Source organism: Nitrospira sp., from assembly GCA_030692565.1.
In the GTDB taxonomy this organism is placed as follows: Bacteria; Nitrospirota; Nitrospiria; order Nitrospirales; family Nitrospiraceae; genus Nitrospira_D.
In genome coordinates this window covers 1-16,480 of sequence record JAUYAO010000032.1, presented here as the reverse complement: position 1 = coordinate 16,480, position 16,480 = coordinate 1, and the positions used below count along the sequence as shown (strand labels likewise).

14 protein-coding genes are annotated in these 16,480 nt (G+C 58.0%); 8 read left to right on the top strand and 6 right to left on the bottom strand.

The features are described 5' to 3' along the window. Positions 1 to 66: 66 nt before the first annotated feature. Both Q8N04_08230 and Q8N04_08225 read right to left on the bottom strand, forming a co-directional pair. Positions 67 to 1,557, bottom strand: coding sequence for a TolC family protein (locus Q8N04_08230; GenBank protein MDP3090649.1), 1,491 nt, complete (start codon positions 1,555 to 1,557; stop codon positions 67 to 69). Positions 1,558 to 1,679: 122 nt separating this feature from the next. Continuing rightward, on the bottom strand, positions 1,680 to 3,116 hold the full coding sequence (locus Q8N04_08225; protein ID MDP3090648.1) for a biotin/lipoyl-binding protein: 1,437 nt from the start codon (positions 3,114 to 3,116) through the stop codon (positions 1,680 to 1,682). Between the two features lie 207 nt (positions 3,117 to 3,323). Here Q8N04_08225 and purE point away from each other — a divergent pair, with 207 nt between their 5' ends. The 3 genes from purE to Q8N04_08210 all read left to right on the top strand — a co-directional run bounded on the left by purE (position 3,324) and on the right by Q8N04_08210 (position 7,174). Then, positions 3,324 to 3,893 (top strand): 5-(carboxyamino)imidazole ribonucleotide mutase, encoded by a 570-nt coding sequence (gene purE / locus Q8N04_08220; GenBank protein ID MDP3090647.1) that lies wholly within the window; start codon positions 3,324 to 3,326, stop codon positions 3,891 to 3,893. 2 nt (positions 3,894 to 3,895) lie between these two features. Then, positions 3,896 to 5,050, top strand: a complete 1,155-nt coding sequence (locus Q8N04_08215; protein MDP3090646.1) for a 5-(carboxyamino)imidazole ribonucleotide synthase — start codon at positions 3,896 to 3,898, stop codon at positions 5,048 to 5,050. 276 nt (positions 5,051 to 5,326) lie between these two features. Further along, positions 5,327 to 7,174 carry an ATP-binding protein gene (locus Q8N04_08210; GenBank protein ID MDP3090645.1) on the top strand — a complete coding sequence of 616 codons (1,848 nt, stop codon included), beginning with the start codon at positions 5,327 to 5,329 and terminating at the stop codon, positions 7,172 to 7,174. A gap of 12 nt (positions 7,175 to 7,186) precedes the next feature. On the opposite strand, the gene Q8N04_08205 is transcribed toward Q8N04_08210, so the two are convergent. The 4 genes from Q8N04_08205 to Q8N04_08190 all read right to left on the bottom strand — a co-directional run bounded on the left by Q8N04_08205 (position 7,187) and on the right by Q8N04_08190 (position 10,697). After that, the gene (locus tag Q8N04_08205; protein MDP3090644.1) at positions 7,187 to 7,846 is read right to left on the bottom strand and encodes a rhomboid family intramembrane serine protease; all 660 of its coding nucleotides are present in this window, start codon (positions 7,844 to 7,846) and stop codon (positions 7,187 to 7,189) included. 53 nt (positions 7,847 to 7,899) lie between these two features. Continuing rightward, positions 7,900 to 8,772, bottom strand: coding sequence for a DHHA1 domain-containing protein (locus tag Q8N04_08200; GenBank protein MDP3090643.1), 873 nt, complete (start codon positions 8,770 to 8,772; stop codon positions 7,900 to 7,902). Between the two features lie 69 nt (positions 8,773 to 8,841). Next, entirely contained in the window at positions 8,842 to 9,885 is a 1,044-nt protein-coding gene (locus Q8N04_08195) for a TIGR00730 family Rossman fold protein (GenBank protein ID MDP3090642.1), read from the bottom strand. Between the two features lie 104 nt (positions 9,886 to 9,989). Continuing rightward, the gene (locus Q8N04_08190) at positions 9,990 to 10,697 is read right to left on the bottom strand and encodes a CBS domain-containing protein (GenBank protein ID MDP3090641.1); all 708 of its coding nucleotides are present in this window, start codon (positions 10,695 to 10,697) and stop codon (positions 9,990 to 9,992) included. Between the two features lie 242 nt (positions 10,698 to 10,939). On the opposite strand from Q8N04_08190, the gene Q8N04_08185 reads away from it, so the two are divergent. The 5 genes from Q8N04_08185 to dinB all read left to right on the top strand — a co-directional run bounded on the left by Q8N04_08185 (position 10,940) and on the right by dinB (position 16,295). Next, positions 10,940 to 12,439, top strand: a complete 1,500-nt coding sequence (locus Q8N04_08185) for a DUF692 family protein (GenBank protein MDP3090640.1) — start codon at positions 10,940 to 10,942, stop codon at positions 12,437 to 12,439. Further along, complete coding sequence (locus Q8N04_08180) at positions 12,436 to 13,620, top strand: tRNA-dihydrouridine synthase (GenBank protein MDP3090639.1); 1,185 nt, start codon at positions 12,436 to 12,438, stop codon at positions 13,618 to 13,620. The genes Q8N04_08185 and Q8N04_08180 overlap by 4 nt, the downstream gene beginning before the upstream one ends. Continuing rightward, complete coding sequence (locus Q8N04_08175; GenBank protein ID MDP3090638.1) at positions 13,611 to 14,246, top strand: Maf family protein; 636 nt, start codon at positions 13,611 to 13,613, stop codon at positions 14,244 to 14,246. Before Q8N04_08180 ends, Q8N04_08175 begins: the two co-directional genes overlap by 10 nt. Before the next feature lie 116 nt (positions 14,247 to 14,362). After that, a complete protein-coding gene (locus tag Q8N04_08170) occupies positions 14,363 to 14,974 on the top strand; it encodes a hypothetical protein (protein MDP3090637.1) in 612 nt (203 codons plus the stop codon). 244 nt (positions 14,975 to 15,218) lie between these two features. Further along, entirely contained in the window at positions 15,219 to 16,295 is a 1,077-nt protein-coding gene (dinB, locus tag Q8N04_08165; GenBank protein MDP3090636.1) for a DNA polymerase IV, read from the top strand. Positions 16,296 to 16,480: the final 185 nt, after the last annotated feature.

The window sequence follows — 16,480 nt, the reverse complement described above, 5'->3', positions numbered from 1 at the left end:
CTATGAATCGCCGCCGATGCTGTCACCCTAGCAAATCATCAGCAGAAATACCACGCTCTTACAGACTTAGTCACGAGCCCGGTAGGTGACCGGAATCGCGCTGGGATTGCTTTTGGCCCAGGCGCCGATCGCCCATTGATACAGGGCCTGGGCCTTCTGATAGTCAGCTTTAGCTCGAATGACCTGCGCTTCGGAGTCCACCGAATTGCGCTCGCGAAGATTCACGAAGAGAACGCTGGTGGCGCCCAACCCAAAACGGAATCGCTCTCCTTCTTCGAGGGTCTTGGCAAGACGCAGGGATTGAACAGCGGCCTCCATTCGTTCCTTGGCTCGTTCGATCGCCGAGAGGGCGTTATCGACATCGACGACTACCTGCTGTTCACGGAATTTTTGGACCATGACGAAGCGATCTGCTTTGCCCTGCGCTTCGAGCACTTCGCCGCGGCTCCGACGTTGGAGAATGGGGATTCTGAGTTCAAGGCCAAAGCGGTACCCGAGGCCGAGCACGAATTTCTCCGGATTGCGGGCCGGGGCGGCTTCGGCATCGAGGCTTGGGAGCAGATTGTTTTTCGCCAGTTCCAAGTCGATATTGTTCACTTTCGCTTCGATTCCGATTTCTCTAATTTCAGGCCGTTCGGCTTTTGCTTGAATCTTATGGGCCTTGACGGCGTCAGGCGTCGGAGACAGCATCTGTGCCGGAAAGTCCGGGACCCGGTCGAGGGCGGGCAGCGATGGAACGTTGTTCTCCCACAGGAACATCGACAGTTTGAATTGCTCCTGCTCTACCTGGCGCTGCGCGGCAATGGAGACTTCTCGGCGGCGCTGGACTTCCTGGTTGGCTTCGACCACGTCTAACGGCGCGACGGCTCCGGCCTTGGCCCGCCCCTCCACCTGTTTGAAGCGGTCTTCTGCAACTTTCAACGCTTTGCGCTGGATTTCGACGAAACGGACGGCTGCCACCCAATCCCAGAATTGGGTGGCGGCGGCGAGGAATAAATCCTGCCGGGTTTGTGCAATACGGATATCCGCTCGAGGATCGGCCAGCTCAGACCGCTGCAGTTCGGCATTTTCAGGGTTGATCAGGAGGCCGCGCAGGAGGGGAAAGAACCCGCCGAGAATGACTTGGTTGTTGCCGCCGCCGAACGAGAGATCGGGAATCCTTGCTCCTGAGCCGATCGCCTCACGTATGCCGGCGCTCGCTCTGAACCCCCAGGGGTGCCGAGCTTCGATGAGCGTGTCGTTGTAGCCGACGGTCTGTGTGCCTTTTTGGGGATTTGAACTAGAGATAAAACGTTCAACTTCGGTGTCATTGATGAGGACAGGCTCAAAGGCTCCAAGCGCTTTGAGCATTTGGCCGCGGGCCATCACTTTCTCGGTCCCGGCGCCTTTTAACAACGGGTGTGCGCGATCAATCCAGGCGTGGATCTCGTCCACGCTCAAAGGAATCGCGGGGAGTCCTTTTGCCGAATCTCCATCGGCTGCGGCGGCGTTGAACGGATCGAAGGTGGCAGATAGAAAGAGCGTTCCAAGCACGAGGGCCAACCGTAACACCATCATGGCTACTCCTTTCGCTCTACTTGATTTGAGTGTATGGCCGTCTGCCGTTTCGCGGGCAGACGGCATGAATGGATGTGTGCTGGAGAGGTGATTCAGCAAGAGAACGACGCTGATGGGGGCGGTTACTTCGCACCTCGTCCCGCTTTCGGTAAGAGCGTGTCGATGAGGCTCGGCGGACGCTCTTGGTAATCGGGCGGGAAGAGGTTAAAGCGCCGCCAGAGCTCATACCAGAGCGGGACACGATTGAGGATGACCCAGCCCATGACTTTGGTGCCTTGCCGCACATGGGTTTGCTCCGGCCATGCCCGATCCTCAGGGTCCGGCACCACCCAGAAACGGAAATTGCCCTTGCCATCGTCCACTTGGTCGATAACCTTGATCACGCCAGTATACGTGCCCGCCATCACTTCCGGCCAGGCGGGAAGCGGAATAGCTGGAATGCCATAGAAGAGGATTTTGACTTTGCGCCCGACATTGAGAAGCGGCGCATCAATACCGTCCGCCGTCATCTCCACGGCTTTGTCGAGGCTGTTGGGTGACAGCCGGACGATCTTGTCGCCCTGACGAACCGTTTCGCCTGCTCCTGCTTGAGCCATTTTCACAACTGTTCCATCAATGGGGGCGAGAATCTTGCTGGCAATACGACGTTGCGTGGCATTCGACATGCGGAGGGAGACTTCGGCCAGCTGATCCGCAGCCTTGGCGGCTTCGCCTACGGAGGCATCCCGCGCGGCTTCGGCGTCCAGCAACCGCTGCAATACCTCAGCGCTGATCTGCTCACGACCAAAGCCAAGGGCTTTCATGGACTGCTCGGCGGCTCGTAAATTGGCTTGCGCCCCTTCCAGGTCGGCTTTGCTGCCGATGGCCGATTGGATGGTCAACTCCAGTTCCCGCTGTGAGACGAGGCCTTGCTCAGCCAGTTGTTTGTGGCGATCGACGTTCAGTTCGGCCGTGGACATCGTGATTTTGGCGGATTCAACTTTTTGATAGGCTTCGCGAACTTTGTTCTGGGCTTCGACAACGCGGGCTTGGGCCGATGGAACGGCGGCCTTCACGAGGTTCTGCATTTCTTTGATGCGCTTATCGAGTTGCTCCGCTCGGGAGAGAGCGGCCTTCCGGGTTTGTTCAAGCGCTTTCTTGCGTTGATCGAGGAAGGACAAGAGGTCCGGGGCCATGAAGTTCGGATCGTAATCCTCCAACTCCACGATCAGATCCCCTTGTTTCACGCGGACGCCTTCGAAGACATGCCATTTTTGGATCCGTCCCGTGATCTGGGCTTCGATATCTTGTGGCCGCTCATAGGGCGAATAGGCGGAGAGTTGACCTGTGACGGTAATCGTCTGGGTCCAAGGAACGAAGGCAATGATGAGGAGAAACAGGATGACGAGCTTAATGGCCAGTCGGGAAGAAAACTTCAACCGTTCCGGAATTTGAACCGCTTCCCATGACTGGAGTTTGCTGGATGTGGCAAGGTCATCGATCGAAATCTCGCTCAGGCCGCTGTCCCTCGCGATGAGCGAGCGGACTTTGCTTTTCAGACCTGAACCAAGGCGAGCCACGACGGTGATCTCCTTAGAAAATGGCAGCATGGGAACCGTATACGGCACATCATATGAGAAACACTGGGCCGAGGTCAATTTGAAGCGCAGAACCGGCATACGTGAAGGTGCGTACGGTGAGAGGGTTCACCTTGACCCTTACAGGCAGAATCGCTAAGGTGGCGCTCTGTTTTTCAGGCTGTGGGATGAAGGAAGGAGCGCGCTGGTATGGCTGGAACAGGACGATCATCTCGCCGGGTACGCAAGGCGCAAGGTCCGCTTATCGGGATTCTCGGAGGGAGCAAATCCGATTTTCCAATTCTGGAGAAAGCCGGTGCGCTGCTCTCGGAATTTGAAATTTCCTATGAGCTCTTAGTGGTGTCGGCTCACCGGACCCCGGACCGGCTTTTCGAATATGCCGAGACAGCACCGGGGCGAGGAATCGAAGTCATCATTGCCGGCGCCGGGGGGGCGGCCCATCTTCCGGGCATGTTGGCGGCCAAGACCCATTTGCCGGTCATCGGCGTACCCATTCCCACAGAAAATCTTCGAGGGTTGGATTCGTTGCTGTCCATCGTTCAGATGCCCAAAGGCATTCCTGTGGCGACGGTTGCCATCGGAGGGGCGGAAAATGCCGCGTTGCTGGCTGCTCAAATCCTGGCAGGCCGGTATCCGTGGATTGCCGATCGTGTGAAGGCGTTCCGCAAGTCTCAGACTGAAAGTGTACTCAATTCTCCGGAGGCTCAGGGAACCAGTGTGGGTAGTCTCCAGGCGGATCGGATGAGTCAGCGGTCGTGACTATGGAGCCCCTCGGACCCGGTGCGACCCTCGGGGTATTGGGTGGCGGGCAGCTCGGCGCCATGTTCACGCGGGCGGCACGGCAGCTTGGCTATCAGGTCGCCGTCTGGGATCCGGATTCCGATGCGCCGGCGCATGGACTCGCGAGCCGGGCTTTCTCTGCTGCCTTTTCAGATCCTGCTGTCTACCGGGAATTCAGCCAGCTGGTGTCTGCCGTCACGTTCGAATGGGAAAATGTGCCGGCTTCGCTCTGTGACCAGCTGAGCCGGATCTGTCCCGTCCGTCCATCTGGGGCCGTGCTTCGAGTCATCCAAGATCGGATCGATCAAAAACAATTCTTGCAGGCGCAGGGACTTCCTGTTCCGTCGTTTTCGGTGGTGACGAATCCCGCTGAGCTTGCCGGGGTCGTTCAAGTTTTCGGATGTGCCGTGATCTGCAAAACCGCGACCGCGGGGTACGATGGGAAGGGCCAGTGGACGATCAGGCAGCCGGCGGACATTGCGGAGGTGGAGACGGCACTTCGGGCAATGGTGCCGGCCGGTGCGCGATGGATCGTCGAGTCCATGGTGGACTATGTGCGGGAGCTATCGGTGCTGGTCGTTCGGAGCGCGAATGGGGAGCACCGTCTGTATCCGGTCGTTGAAAACCGGCATGAGGCCGGGATTCTTCGGATGACGGTGGCTCCGGCGGTGGTCTCTTCCGAGGTTATGACGCAGGCGAAGGAGTTGGCGCTTCAAGCCGTGGAAGCGCTCGGTGGTATCGGGGTATTTTGCGTAGAACTGTTTCAGCTTCACGGGGATCGTCTTCTGATCAACGAAATCGCCCCGCGTCCGCATAATTCCGGACACTACACGTTGGACGCCTGCACCGTGTCCCAATTCGAGCAGCAGGTGCGGGCATTGTGCGGACTGCCGCTGGGAGAAGTCCGACTGTTGTGTCCTGCCGCGATGGTGAACCTGATTGGCCATGACGTTGAGAAGATCACGAGCGCTAAGGGATGCAAAGACCTCCTGACGATTCCAGGTGCCGAACTCCATCTGTACGGGAAGCGCACGGTGAGACCAGGCCGCAAAATGGGGCATGTCACTTTCCTTGCAGAGTCGGGCGACGAGGCGACGGGCCGCGCCAGCCGGTTCATGAAGTGCCTTGCGCTGTAAGTAGGGGTGAGAATCGGTACCCTCCGACAGGCCGGATCGGCTCGAGTTAGCGACTCGCCCGCAGGCCCATCGGTGCCTCACCAATGGCGCACAATCGATAGACTCTCTTGTGAATTCCCTGGCAACCGTTCGATTTTGTATGTGCCGTAGGGTGCATTCCTCTGGCTGAGTCACGGAAAGGCCTCTGGATTACCATGCCAATCGACAGTTTCTGATCTCCGACCAGGGGTACAGAAGTTGCTGTGCTTACGCGTGGTCTATCGGGAGGACGATCCTGTGAATACTACGGCGGCAACAGCTTCGGCTCCAGCCAACAGTCGATTTCACCAATTTCTCACGCATCCCCGCTCACGGCTGATTCTGCTGCAATGTCTGGTGAGCGTGATCCTGTCCTACGAGCTGCTTTTCGGCACGGAGTCGGTCATCAGCCGGCTGAAAAGCGAGGGGATGGTCGTCGGAATATGGGCATTCGTGGGAATGCTTGTCTTGTTGCCGAGTGCCTGGTTCGAGTTAGCCTGGGTCAATGGCGCGCTCGTGGCCGTTGATACGGTGCTGGTGACAGGGACGATCTATCTGTCAGGGAACGCGCGCCCGGATCTCTATACCGCATACTTTGTCTTGATGCTGGTGGCGGCCTCGGTGCGGCGCTTGAGCCATATGATGGGGCTATGCCTCCTCCTCTGTGCCGGGTACGCCGCATTGTTGTATGAGGGTATTGTCCACAGTGAAACCGTGGCGGTTGGCCATTTGCTTGGCGTGCCGGTGCTCCTGGTGATGGCGGTCTTCTATGGGTTGGCGTTGGAAGCCGTCACGGTTGTCCAAGAAGAGAAGTCGACGTTGCTGAAGGATGTCGAATCCTTGAAGCGCACGGAAGAGCAACTGGCGGCGAGCAAGGTACAATTGGAGGCCCGCATTGCCGGATTGAACAAGGACCTGACGCAGTCTCAGGACAAGCTGCAGCAGGGGCTGGCGGTGCGACAAGGGTTAGAGCGTCGATTGCGCGAGGCGCAGAAGATGGAGGCCGTCGGACGGATGGCGGCCGGGATCGCCAAGGAGTTCGGCGAGTTGTTCTCGGTGATCGGGAAGCAGACCGGTGTACTGTTGGCCCAGTTGCCGACCAACGATCCGCTGCGAGCTGCGACCGACGAAATATTTAAGACCGGTGAGAAAGCGGCCGCATTGACGGCTCAATTGATCGCGCTCAATTTGGAAGATACGCAGGTCCGTCAGGTGCTGTCGGTCAAGACGGTCTTGGCGGATCTTCGGAGTGCCATCAGGAATTTGCTCCCGGCGCAGATCGACCTTGCGATCCAGCAAGACGAATCCCCGATCTATGCAGAGGTCGATCGTGAAGGGCTGGAAAAGGTGCTGTTTCAGCTGGTGGTCAATGCGCGGGATGCCATGCCGAGCGGCGGACGACTGGTGATTGAAGCGCGCTCGGGTGCAGGCTTGCCCGGCGCCGCTCATGCCAGCGGGGTCGGTAAAAAGCCCTCCCACGACGTACTGGTTCAGATCAGCGACACGGGGACGGGGATGAATCTGGACACGCAGGCGAGGATGTTCGAGCCGTTTTTTTCGACAAAAGAAACCAATGTGGGACTCGGACTGACGGCGGTTTACGGGATCGTCAAGCAGAACGGGGGGATGGTTGAGGTGGACAGCCGGCCAGGGCAAGGGACGGTGGTTCGGGTCTGGCTGCCGGGTGCCCGGGTTGCCAATGCGCAGGAGGAGCCGATTCCCAAGTCGATGCTGGCCAAGGGGGATGAGACGATCCTCCTGGTTGAGGAAGATGAGATCAGCCGCAAACTGGTCGGCTCGATGCTGGCCCGATACAAATACCGTGTGCTGGAGGCAGCGTCTTCCGTTGAAGCATTGATGCTCACCCAGCGGTACCAAGGTATTGTGCATTTGACGGTGAGCCCCTTGGTCATGCCCGAGATCGGGGGGCGGGAATTGGCTCGCCGGCTTCTCAATCATCAGCCCACGATGAAAGCGCTGTTTGTGTCGAGCTATGACGATCAGACGATCGCGCATCATCGGATCAATCGACGATTTGTACTTCAGCAGCCCTATCGACAAGTCGGATTGGTGGAGAAAGTCAGAGAAATGCTCGACGCCGCCTAGCATTCGGGGCCATCAATAACGCCCTGAGTGCTCCGGCGCGAAGAAATGCACGTCCCGCTCTTTGAAGATCCCTACCAGGGCCATGCCTGCCACGAATCCCCCAATGTGAGCGAAGAAGGCGATCCCTCCACCGTGGGATCCCAGTGACAGTCCTCCGCTGTATAGCTGCCCCAAAAACCAAAACCCCAAGACGATGACGGCCGGTACAGAGGTGGTTCCAAAGAAAGGGGGCGGGATCAGCACCAGTACGCGGGCTCTGGGATAGAGCAGGAGATAGGCCCCCAGAATCGCGGAAATGGCGCCGCTGGCGCCGACCATAGGGATCTGAGAGGACGGGTCGGTGAATGCGTGGCTAAGGGCTGCCAGGACTCCGCAGAGCACATAAAAGATGGCAAACTTGAGATGACCCATCGCATCTTCGATATTGTTGCCGAAGATCCAGAGATAGAGCATGTTACCGAGCAAATGCATCCAGCCGCCGTGGAGGAACATGCTCGTGATCAGGGTCAGTGTTGCGGGAATGGAGGCGATGTCGCGTGGAAGTGCCGCATGACTAAAGATAACTGCAGGTATGGCCCCATACTGAAAGGCAAAGGCTTCGCCGGGTCTGTCAGGTAGTGTGAACTGATAGGCAAACACCACGGCGCAGACCGCAATGATGGCTATCGTCACGATCGGTGGGCGCTCAGTCGGATTGTCGTCGCGCAGGGGGAGCATAGGGCCCGCTAGGGCGTTCGGCGACGATCAATGATGGGACGGGGCAGATCCGGGTTTGAGGGAAGCGTTCCATCGGCATTCAGAGGCACAGAAAATCCGGCTGCGTGGGTATGGCCCCCGCCGCCAAAAGAAGCCGCAATGCTTCCCACATCGGTGCCGTCTTCACGGGATCGCATACTGAAGTAGCGACGGTTATCCCGGTCGTGCCAGATCAGGCAGAACGGATGGTCCGGCGAGAGGCGTTCCCCGATCTGACTAGTGAGGATGGCGCTCTGGACGGCCGGGATGACGGCGCCTTGAAACTCGACCATCACGGCCTGAGCGGCGAGCTTCCCGACGAGTTCCTGTTCGTATCGAAGGATCGCCGTCCCCTCTTGTTCCAATTCTGGCTGGCTGAATCGATTCCATCGTTGGAAGTCGAATGGATAGGATGCAATGGCGGCGTTGATTTCTCGGCTGCCCGGTAACGCCCAATTCCAGAGATCCTTGTCTTGGATATATTGCAGCAGCCAAGGAGCCGAAGTGCCGTGCGCCCATTCCCATCCCAAGACCGCGCCTGACTTCTTCATGTCAAAGTAGGCGTAGGGAAGGCCGGCGAGGGATTGTTCGGCGGTGATGTGGTGATCGAGGATCAGCAGGTTCTTTGTTTCAGCGGCCATCGTTTCGAGAATCGGGCGTGAGTAGCTGAAGTCGACGATCACCACGTGCTGGTCTTTGATATCTGCGGGAGGAGGATTCCCGTGCTTGACGGGAATAAATCGCGCCGCGGGATATTGTTTCCAAATGGCCCAGGCTGCGCCAAATCCATCCGCACAGTCTGCATGATAGAGGACGGCGCTCGGGGGAGTACTGAACTGGCGGCTGCGTGGCGAATCACTCATAGTAATTCGCCACAATACCATGCGTACGGGGGTGGACTAAAGGGGCGGTTGAAACGCCTGTCGTACTCGTCAAAGACTATTCACATAGTCGATGAGCTGGCGAAGTCGTCCGGCGCTCCGACGGTTGAAGGGGAAGACCAGCCGAGGGAGCTTCGCAAGAGCGGGTTCGTCGAGTTCCTCTTCAAGAGCCGCCCGCAGTTCAAACTGCCCTTCGGAAAGTAGATCGCTGAACTGCGTCTGGATCTGTTCGAGATGTTTTTCAGAAATGGGGGAGTTTAGCCGCATTGCCATCAGTCGCCCGACGAATCGGATGGAATGGTACCGGCGATAGAATTTCGCGATTTCTTCTACGGCGGCTTCCGCGGAGTTCACAATCTTAAACAGGCTAAGGTCTTCCTCATTGATCAGCCGTCGTTTCAGGAGTTGTTTTACGATGAACGCGGACCAGTCGTCCCAATAATCGCAGCCGGGTGCCTGGAGGCAGACAATTGGCTGCGGGTCGCTCTTGCCGGTTTGCGCCAGCGTCATGATTTCAAAGCCTTCGTCGTGGGTGCCGAAGCCTCCCGGGAACAGGACGATGGCACTCGCTTCCTTTTGGAACATCAGTTTGCGGGTGAAAAAATACTTGAACGTAATGAGCTTGGGATCATTGGCGATGGTCGAATTCGCGCCTTGCTCGAAGGGGAGCATGATGTTGACCCCGAAACTGTTTTCACGCCCGGCACCTTCCTGTGAGGCGCGCATGATCCCGTCTGCGCCGCCCGTAATGACCATGTAGCCGGCTTTCACCACTTGTTCTGCAAACTGGTGGGCCAACTGATAGTTGGGGTCATCGGAGGGCGTGCGCGCGGAGCCAAAGATGCTGACCTTTCGCCGATCGCGGTAGCCGTTGAACACGGCAAAAGCATGGCGCAGTTCCTTGACCGCGCGATTGATGATCTTCAGATCTAAGAGGTCCAGATGCGAGTCATGCAGCTTTAAAAAGCCGGTCAGGAGCTCCTTCATCAGTGCTGCCTGAAGATCGTCTTCAGGGCTATCCAGGAGAGCGCGAATTTGGGTCAGAATCTCATCGTTGGAAAGTATCGTGCGTGGGCGGTTTTGCGTGGATTTCATAGGGGAGTCCATAAATAACCTGTGAGGGTGAGCAAGAATGATTCAGAAAAATTTTACCAGCCGCGGTTCTCGCGGTCAAAGAAGATCGCAACTTGTGTTACGTCTTACGATAAATCGGTTGATTTAGGTGAATTCTGAAGAACCCAAGCCTTGATGCGGGATTGATCGGCTGGAGAGAGTCCGGTGAATTGGACATCGACACTTGGGCTTCCCACCGTTCCGGTTCTTCCGGACTCGTAGACCGGGTCATAGTCCTCGAGGATCGTTCCGGTCACGGTCAGAGGGGCTGTCAGATCAGGAAGGGCGAATTTGAGGAAGACGCGTGTGCCGGGTAATAAGAGGGTCGCGGTCTGGACCATGGCGCCTACATGGCTGAGCTGCACGATGACGGCCTGGTGTTGAGCGCCTGGTGAGTTGGAATCCATGACGCCAATCGTCGCCGGGACGCGGGTATGACAGCGCTTGGGGGATAAGACGAGATCCCGTGCGGTCAACACTCCGACCGGTTGTTCCTGTTTGGTGACGATGAGAATGGGGGCACCCGAAGACATCATCAGTGTCGTGGCCTCATCCGCCGCGCGGTCGTATTCAATAAAATGCACCGGGTGAGACATGATCGCTCGAACTTCGATATCGTCCGGGGTGAGGCCCAGAGCGACCACTTTCTTTACAATGTCTGAAGGCGTCATCAAGCCGAAGTGCAGATCCGTGTCTTTCACCAGCAGGCAGGGCATCTGTTCGCGTTCCAAGAGAGTGGCCGCTTCAGTCACGGAAATATCACCGGGAATTTGAACGACACCTGGAGTCATCATGTGTGCGACCACTGTTAGTTTGGGGTTCGGTGTTTTCTGTTGTTGATTGTTTGGGCTTACCATCGCATCGCCAGGGTGTTCAGGGTGACCGGCGCATGTCCTGGCTGCAGCGGTGTATGGGAAGTATAGCAGACGGATCCGAGTTCCCCCGTCTCCGCCAACGCCTTGTCATACAACAGTTTATCGGCATACACTGAACGCGATTGGTGCTGGGGATGTTGCTGGAGTGAAGGGGTGGGTGGATGACCCTGTCGCGCGAAGTGTGCCATAGTTTTCAAGACCGAGTGGCCCGGATCCCGGTTCATGGGCTCGGGCTGTCGGTGGATGTCTATTCGCCGGACCTTCTTAGCTTGCTCGCCGACCTGACGCGTCGTCAAGTCCTTCCGATGTACTTGGAGGTGTTTCATGCGACATCCAGTGCGCTGGCCGCTGTTCGTGATCAGACCGATGTGCCGCTTCCCTATCATGGAGAAGGCCTCTGGGTGACGCAACCGGGAGCTGAGTCTGATCCGTTGTTTCAAGGCGAAGCACGGGTGCTCGCGTCCCATCTTGCTCTGCTTCGGAGCGCCTGGTCGAATCATGAATGTGCGACGAAGCATATTGCCGGCTACTCGTTCGGGACCTATCTCCCTCCACTCTATACTGCGTCGAGTGCCGACGTAGTGGCCAAGAACATCAACATGGTCCAGGCGATTTTTGATCAACGAGCCGCGTTGCCAGGCGGCGGGTCTCCGCTCTTTCTTCTGGAGATGCCGCCCTTGACGTTTTTTGTCGCCGGCACCCTTTCGATTCCGGCCTACTTTCGCCGCGTTACCGACCAAGCCGCCTGCGGGCTGGTGCTGGATATCGGACATCTATGGACCGTCTATCGCTACTCTGGAGCCTGGCGGGCCCAGTCCCTATCGCAATTCGTCGACGAATTCCTGCGCGAGTTTCCGGTCGAGCGGGTCGTGGAGATCCATGTCGCGGGGTTAGCCGTGCATGAATCTCTGGTCGGCGAGGCGGATGTCGTGAGCGGCGCGGATCCGGATCTGCTCCCGCGATGGACGGACGCCCATGCCGCACCGATTCCCCCGGTGTTGTTCGAGATGTTGGATCAGATTATTCGTGGCGGTCGATTGGAGCATTTGAGAGGAATGGCGCTCGAAGTTGATACGAAACCCAGTGATCTCATTGCTGACGAGTTGGCATGGTTTTTAGAGCGATACAGGAACGTATTTCATCAGGCTCGGCCGCTCGGCTTGGCCGACGGTGCGCCTCTTCCTTCGCCAGTTCCAGCACAATTCTTCACAGAAACCGACTCAGTATCGAAGGTAGAGTCTCTGACCGAGGCCTATGAGCAGTATGCGCAGGTGGTGTCGAGTCGCGCAGAGCCGGTTGGGCCGAACTGGATGGCGCCAACGGCCAGTGCAGATGAGCTCGATTGGTATCGAGCAAAATATCTGCCCTACGAAATTCTGCACTGGGGGGGCGATATCGAAGCCATGTTTCCTGAAACCTGTCGGGGGTTGGCCGGGAGACAGGTCGTTCTTGAGGGTTTTGTGTCCTACTGGTTTCGTTTCCCGCATCCGGTGAGGCGATCCTATGATTTCTTCGACGTAAAGATTGATCGGTTTGTGGAATTCGTGAGTGAACACGCTTCGGATCTGAAGGCGCTGGTACAACGGGAAGCCACCGAACTGCGGCTGGCCTATCAGGCTGCCAACGAAGGGCCGCTGCAGTCGACGGGGACGCACCTATGAACTTCTGGTCGACATTACCCCATCCGATTATGGGCCTTTCCCCGATGGATGGAGTGACGGATGCGACGTTCCGTCGAGTCATCGCTCAGCATGGCCGGCCCGATGTGACCTTTACCGAGTTCACGCACGTTCATGATGTCTGCCGGGGGCCGGAGTTCCTGCTAAACACGTTAGCCTACAGTGAGTTGGAGCGGCCGGTCGTTGCCCAGCTCTACGGCAAAGATCCGGCGTTGTTCTACCAGGCCACGCACGCAGCCTGTGAATTAGGATTCGATGGGATCGACATTAATATGGGCTGCCCGTCGAAGAACGTGGCGTCATCCGGGTCGGGCGCGGGCCTGATCAGGACGCCGGATGTCGCCCGTGCGATCATGCAAGCCACTAATCGTGCGATTCATGATTGGGCGAACGGACAGACATTGGAGCAGGTCGGGTTTAAACCTGCCAGGATTGCGGCGATTCAGGCGATGAATGCCGGACGCCAGCGTGCAGCCCAGGTTCAGCGGCGCGTGTTGCCGCTGTCAGTAAAGACGCGGCTGGGTTACGACTCCGTGATTGTGGAAGACTGGGTATCGCATCTGATTCATGAAAAGCCTGTCGCGATCACTCTGCACGGACGCACCCTCCAGCAAATGTATCGCGGCGAAGCGGATTGGTCGGCGATTGCTCGGGCCGTCCAGCTCGTGGAAGGGACCGGAATTTTGCTATTGGGGAACGGTGATGTCCAAAACCTCAATGAGGTGGTGAGTCGCGTGCGATCCACGCAAGTGGATGGGGTGCTTGTCGGGCGGGCTGTGCTGGGGGTGCCGTGGTTTTTTCGCGCCAAAGAGCAGGCCCGTGCGTTGACAAAGGCGGATGCGTCAGACGCGTCCATTCAAGACCAGCCCATAGCGCTTGATGCGCGTTTCGCCCTGATGCTCGACCATGCGCGGCAGTTCCAGGCGATCTGCGGTCCGGGGCAATTTCATCGCATGCGGAAGCACCTGGGCTGGTATTGCAAAGGCTTCCCGCATGCCGCGGCATTGCGGGGACAGATGTTTCGCGTGTCTTCTGCGGAGGATGTGGAGGCCATGATCGCCCGCTATCACGCGAATCAGATCGTCGACGGTCCGGCCACGGGTCCCGGGTCCGGCGATGACTTGTCGGATGAGGCTGCGACGCTCGTGTCACGATGCAGTTGATTCTCGCCTCCACCTCGCCTCGCCGCCGCGAAATCCTCGCGCTGCTCGGTGTTCCATTCGAGGTCATTGCCCCGGATTTTGAAGAAGTGCCTCAGCCAGGATGGTCTCCAAGGCAGCAGGTTGAGCATTTTGCCTGTGAGAAGGCGCGGTCGATCGCGATCGCGCGACCGGCCTCGCTGGTGCTCGGTAGCGATACCGTGATTGAACTCGACGGGCGGATGCTGGGTAAGCCGGCAGATCTGGCCGATGCGCGCGCGATGCTGACGAGATTGGCGGGGCGGCCGCATGAGGTGCATACGGCCGTGGCCCTCTGTCGGCAGATCCCTCGGTATGAAGCGGTTGCGATCGAGACTGCCACGGTGCAGATGAAAGCCTTTGACGAAGCCGCCATCGAGCGATACCTGGCGACGCAAGAGCCGATGGGAAAGGCCGGCGCCTATTCCATTCAGGGTATAGGCGGTGAGCTCATCGAGGCGATCTGTGGCGATTTTCTTGGCATTGTCGGGTTGCCCTTGCGGACCGTGGCGACCTTGCTGGCCGGCGCAGGCCTGCCTGCTCCGGTCGATGTCGATGCGCTGTATCGCGACAAGCCGTATCCGAACTGGGCACGGTTTGCGCACGATTGAAATGACCTGGCGCTTCCCCTACAATGCGCCATTCTTTTCTTGGCTTTATCTTCAGGGAGGCGGTTATGGAGCGCAGAACCCATCGGTGTCAAGGAATGGTGGCGGTGTCGAGTCTCTTGGGAATTCTGGTGTTGGTCGGACCTCAGACGGCGTCGGCCATTGACGTGAAGCTGTCCGTGGACGACGCGCAGAAGGCTCTGGAGGCCGGCCGTATTCCGATGGACAAAGCCAATTCTCCTGAAGACGTCAAGAAGGTTCTGCAGCAAGCGTCCTTAGCCACCCGGGTCGGATCAGATCCTGAGAAAGACCCCTGTGGCGCCAGCGCCATCCTTCGCACCAAGCGGTTCCGGCTCGAAGCCTTTGGGCGGCAGGAAGCGGCGGAATCTAAGAAGCGGAAGACGGATGTTCGTATGCCCGACGAGTTCATTAAGAAAGTTATGGATATGCCTAACATGGAAGTGGAAGCGCAGCTCTGTGGCGATGATGAGTACTTTGCTGATGGGGCCGTCATTGAGATGCGTCAAGGATCAAAGAAGATTAAGCCAATTGATATCGGGAAAGCTGAACGTGGCAGGAAGAATGAAGGCGGTGGTCCGGCCTTCCGTGCTCGCTTCACCGCACTTTTTGCATATGAACAATTTGATCCAAACGCTGCATCAGTATTTATTATCAATCTTCAGGATGGGAAAGAAGAGAAAGTTACAGCCGACTTCTCCAAAGTTCGGTAAGGTCTTAATCCAAAAGAGATCGGTCGCTCATTGAGTCGCAGCGGGTGTGCATCGTGCTCAGTCCGCTGTTCTGTTTTGAGTTCACTTCACGATTTGAGTTAACCTGCCTTTGTCCCCCGTGCTTCCTTTGACTTTCTTCGATGTAATTGCAGGCAATTTCAGGTCTTCGTGGCGAGGAACCTCGCACTGTCTCATGCCAGTCAGTGTGATACGTCTGGTTTAGTCGAGAAAGTGGAATCGGCTGATGCCAAGAATCATTGCGCACATCGACATGGATGCGTTCTATGCCGCGATTGAGGAGCGGGATACGCCGGCGTTTCGAGGGCGTCCTCTGGCGGTGGGGGCCGATCCGGCGCAGGGTCAGGGGCGCGGAGTCGTGTCGACGGCCAATTACCAAGCGCGCGAGTACGGGATTTACTCAGCCACGCCGATTTCCACAGCGTGGCGCCTCTCTGAAGCAGCGCGGCGAAAAGGGTTGCCCCCGGTCATCTTCGTCTCCGTCGATATGTGCAAGTACGCGAGGGTATCCGAAGCGGTGATGGCTATCGCTCGTCGCGCGATTCCTGTGCTTGAGCAGGCGAGCATCGATGAGGCGTATGGGGATCTATCCGGCACCGGTTCTTTCGAGGCTGCGGCGGAGTTATGCCGCTCGATCAAGGGAGCGATTCTCGCCGAAGAACGACTGACGGCATCGGTCGGGATCGGGCCTAATAAAATGATCGCGAAGATCGCGTCAGGCGTTCAGAAGCCGGATGGGTTTACGGTGGTCACTGAGGCTGAGGCGGAAGCGTTTCTTGCGCCGCTGTCGGTTCGGGCGATTCCGGGAATCGGGCCGAAGACCGAATCGATGCTGGCCGCGCAGCAGATCCGTGTCGTCGCAGAGCTGAAGCGGCTCAGCCTGGCTGACATGGACGCGCGGTTCGGGAAGCGGGGGCTGGAATGGTATGCCAAGATCCGCGCGCAAGATGACTCGCCGGTGGAGGAGCATGGCGAGCCGAAATCGATCAGTGAACAAGAGACCTTTGATGAGGATACGCTGGACTCACAGGTTCTCGTGGAGCGACTATCCCAGTTACGTGACGGCGTGTTTGCGCGACTGGCGCAGGAGGGATTCGACGCCTGTCGGACGGTCGCCATAATTGTGCGGTTTGCAGATTTCACCACGGTCACCAGGGCCCATACCTTTGCCGATCCGGTACAGGATGGGCCGGCGGTGCGTCGCGAACTGCTGAAGCTGCTGCTCCCGTTTTTCGATCGCCGGGAGAATCCGCGACGTCAACGGATCCGGCTCTTAGGCGTGCGGGTGGAAAAGCTGCAGTGAGTAGCAGAGATGGCCGTGACGGGATAACGAGAAGGTGTTCGGGGCTAGGAGCCTGTCCGACATTGATCTGAGCACAGCCTGCTCTTCCTCGCGGATCCAGACTTCGCACGGCGCACACGGATGATCCTTGGCGGTTGGTGGCACCGCTGGGCGGTCCGCTTTGCCTGCTGGCTTCTGCCCAATGC

Bases quoted from the DNA above. Each gene is read 5' to 3' on its own strand.
- Q8N04_08215 (MDP3090646.1), top strand. From the start codon at position 3,896: ATGGAGCCCCTCGGACCCGGTGCGACCCTCGGGGTATTGGGTGGCGGG.
- purE (MDP3090647.1), top strand. From the start codon at position 3,324: ATGGCTGGAACAGGACGATCATCTCGCCGGGTACGCAAGGCGCAAGGT.
- Q8N04_08200 (MDP3090643.1), bottom strand. From the start codon at position 8,772: ATGAGTGATTCGCCACGCAGCCGCCAGTTCAGTACTCCCCCGAGCGCC.
- Q8N04_08185 (MDP3090640.1), top strand. From the start codon at position 10,940: ATGACCCTGTCGCGCGAAGTGTGCCATAGTTTTCAAGACCGAGTGGCC.
- dinB (MDP3090636.1), top strand. From the start codon at position 15,219: ATGCCAAGAATCATTGCGCACATCGACATGGATGCGTTCTATGCCGCG.
- Q8N04_08175 (MDP3090638.1), top strand. From the start codon at position 13,611: ATGCAGTTGATTCTCGCCTCCACCTCGCCTCGCCGCCGCGAAATCCTC.
- Q8N04_08190 (MDP3090641.1), bottom strand. From the start codon at position 10,697: ATGATGACTCCAGGTGTCGTTCAAATTCCCGGTGATATTTCCGTGACT.
- Q8N04_08195 (MDP3090642.1), bottom strand. From the start codon at position 9,885: ATGAAATCCACGCAAAACCGCCCACGCACGATACTTTCCAACGATGAG.
- Q8N04_08230 (MDP3090649.1), bottom strand. From the start codon at position 1,557: ATGATGGTGTTACGGTTGGCCCTCGTGCTTGGAACGCTCTTTCTATCT.
- Q8N04_08180 (MDP3090639.1), top strand. From the start codon at position 12,436: ATGAACTTCTGGTCGACATTACCCCATCCGATTATGGGCCTTTCCCCG.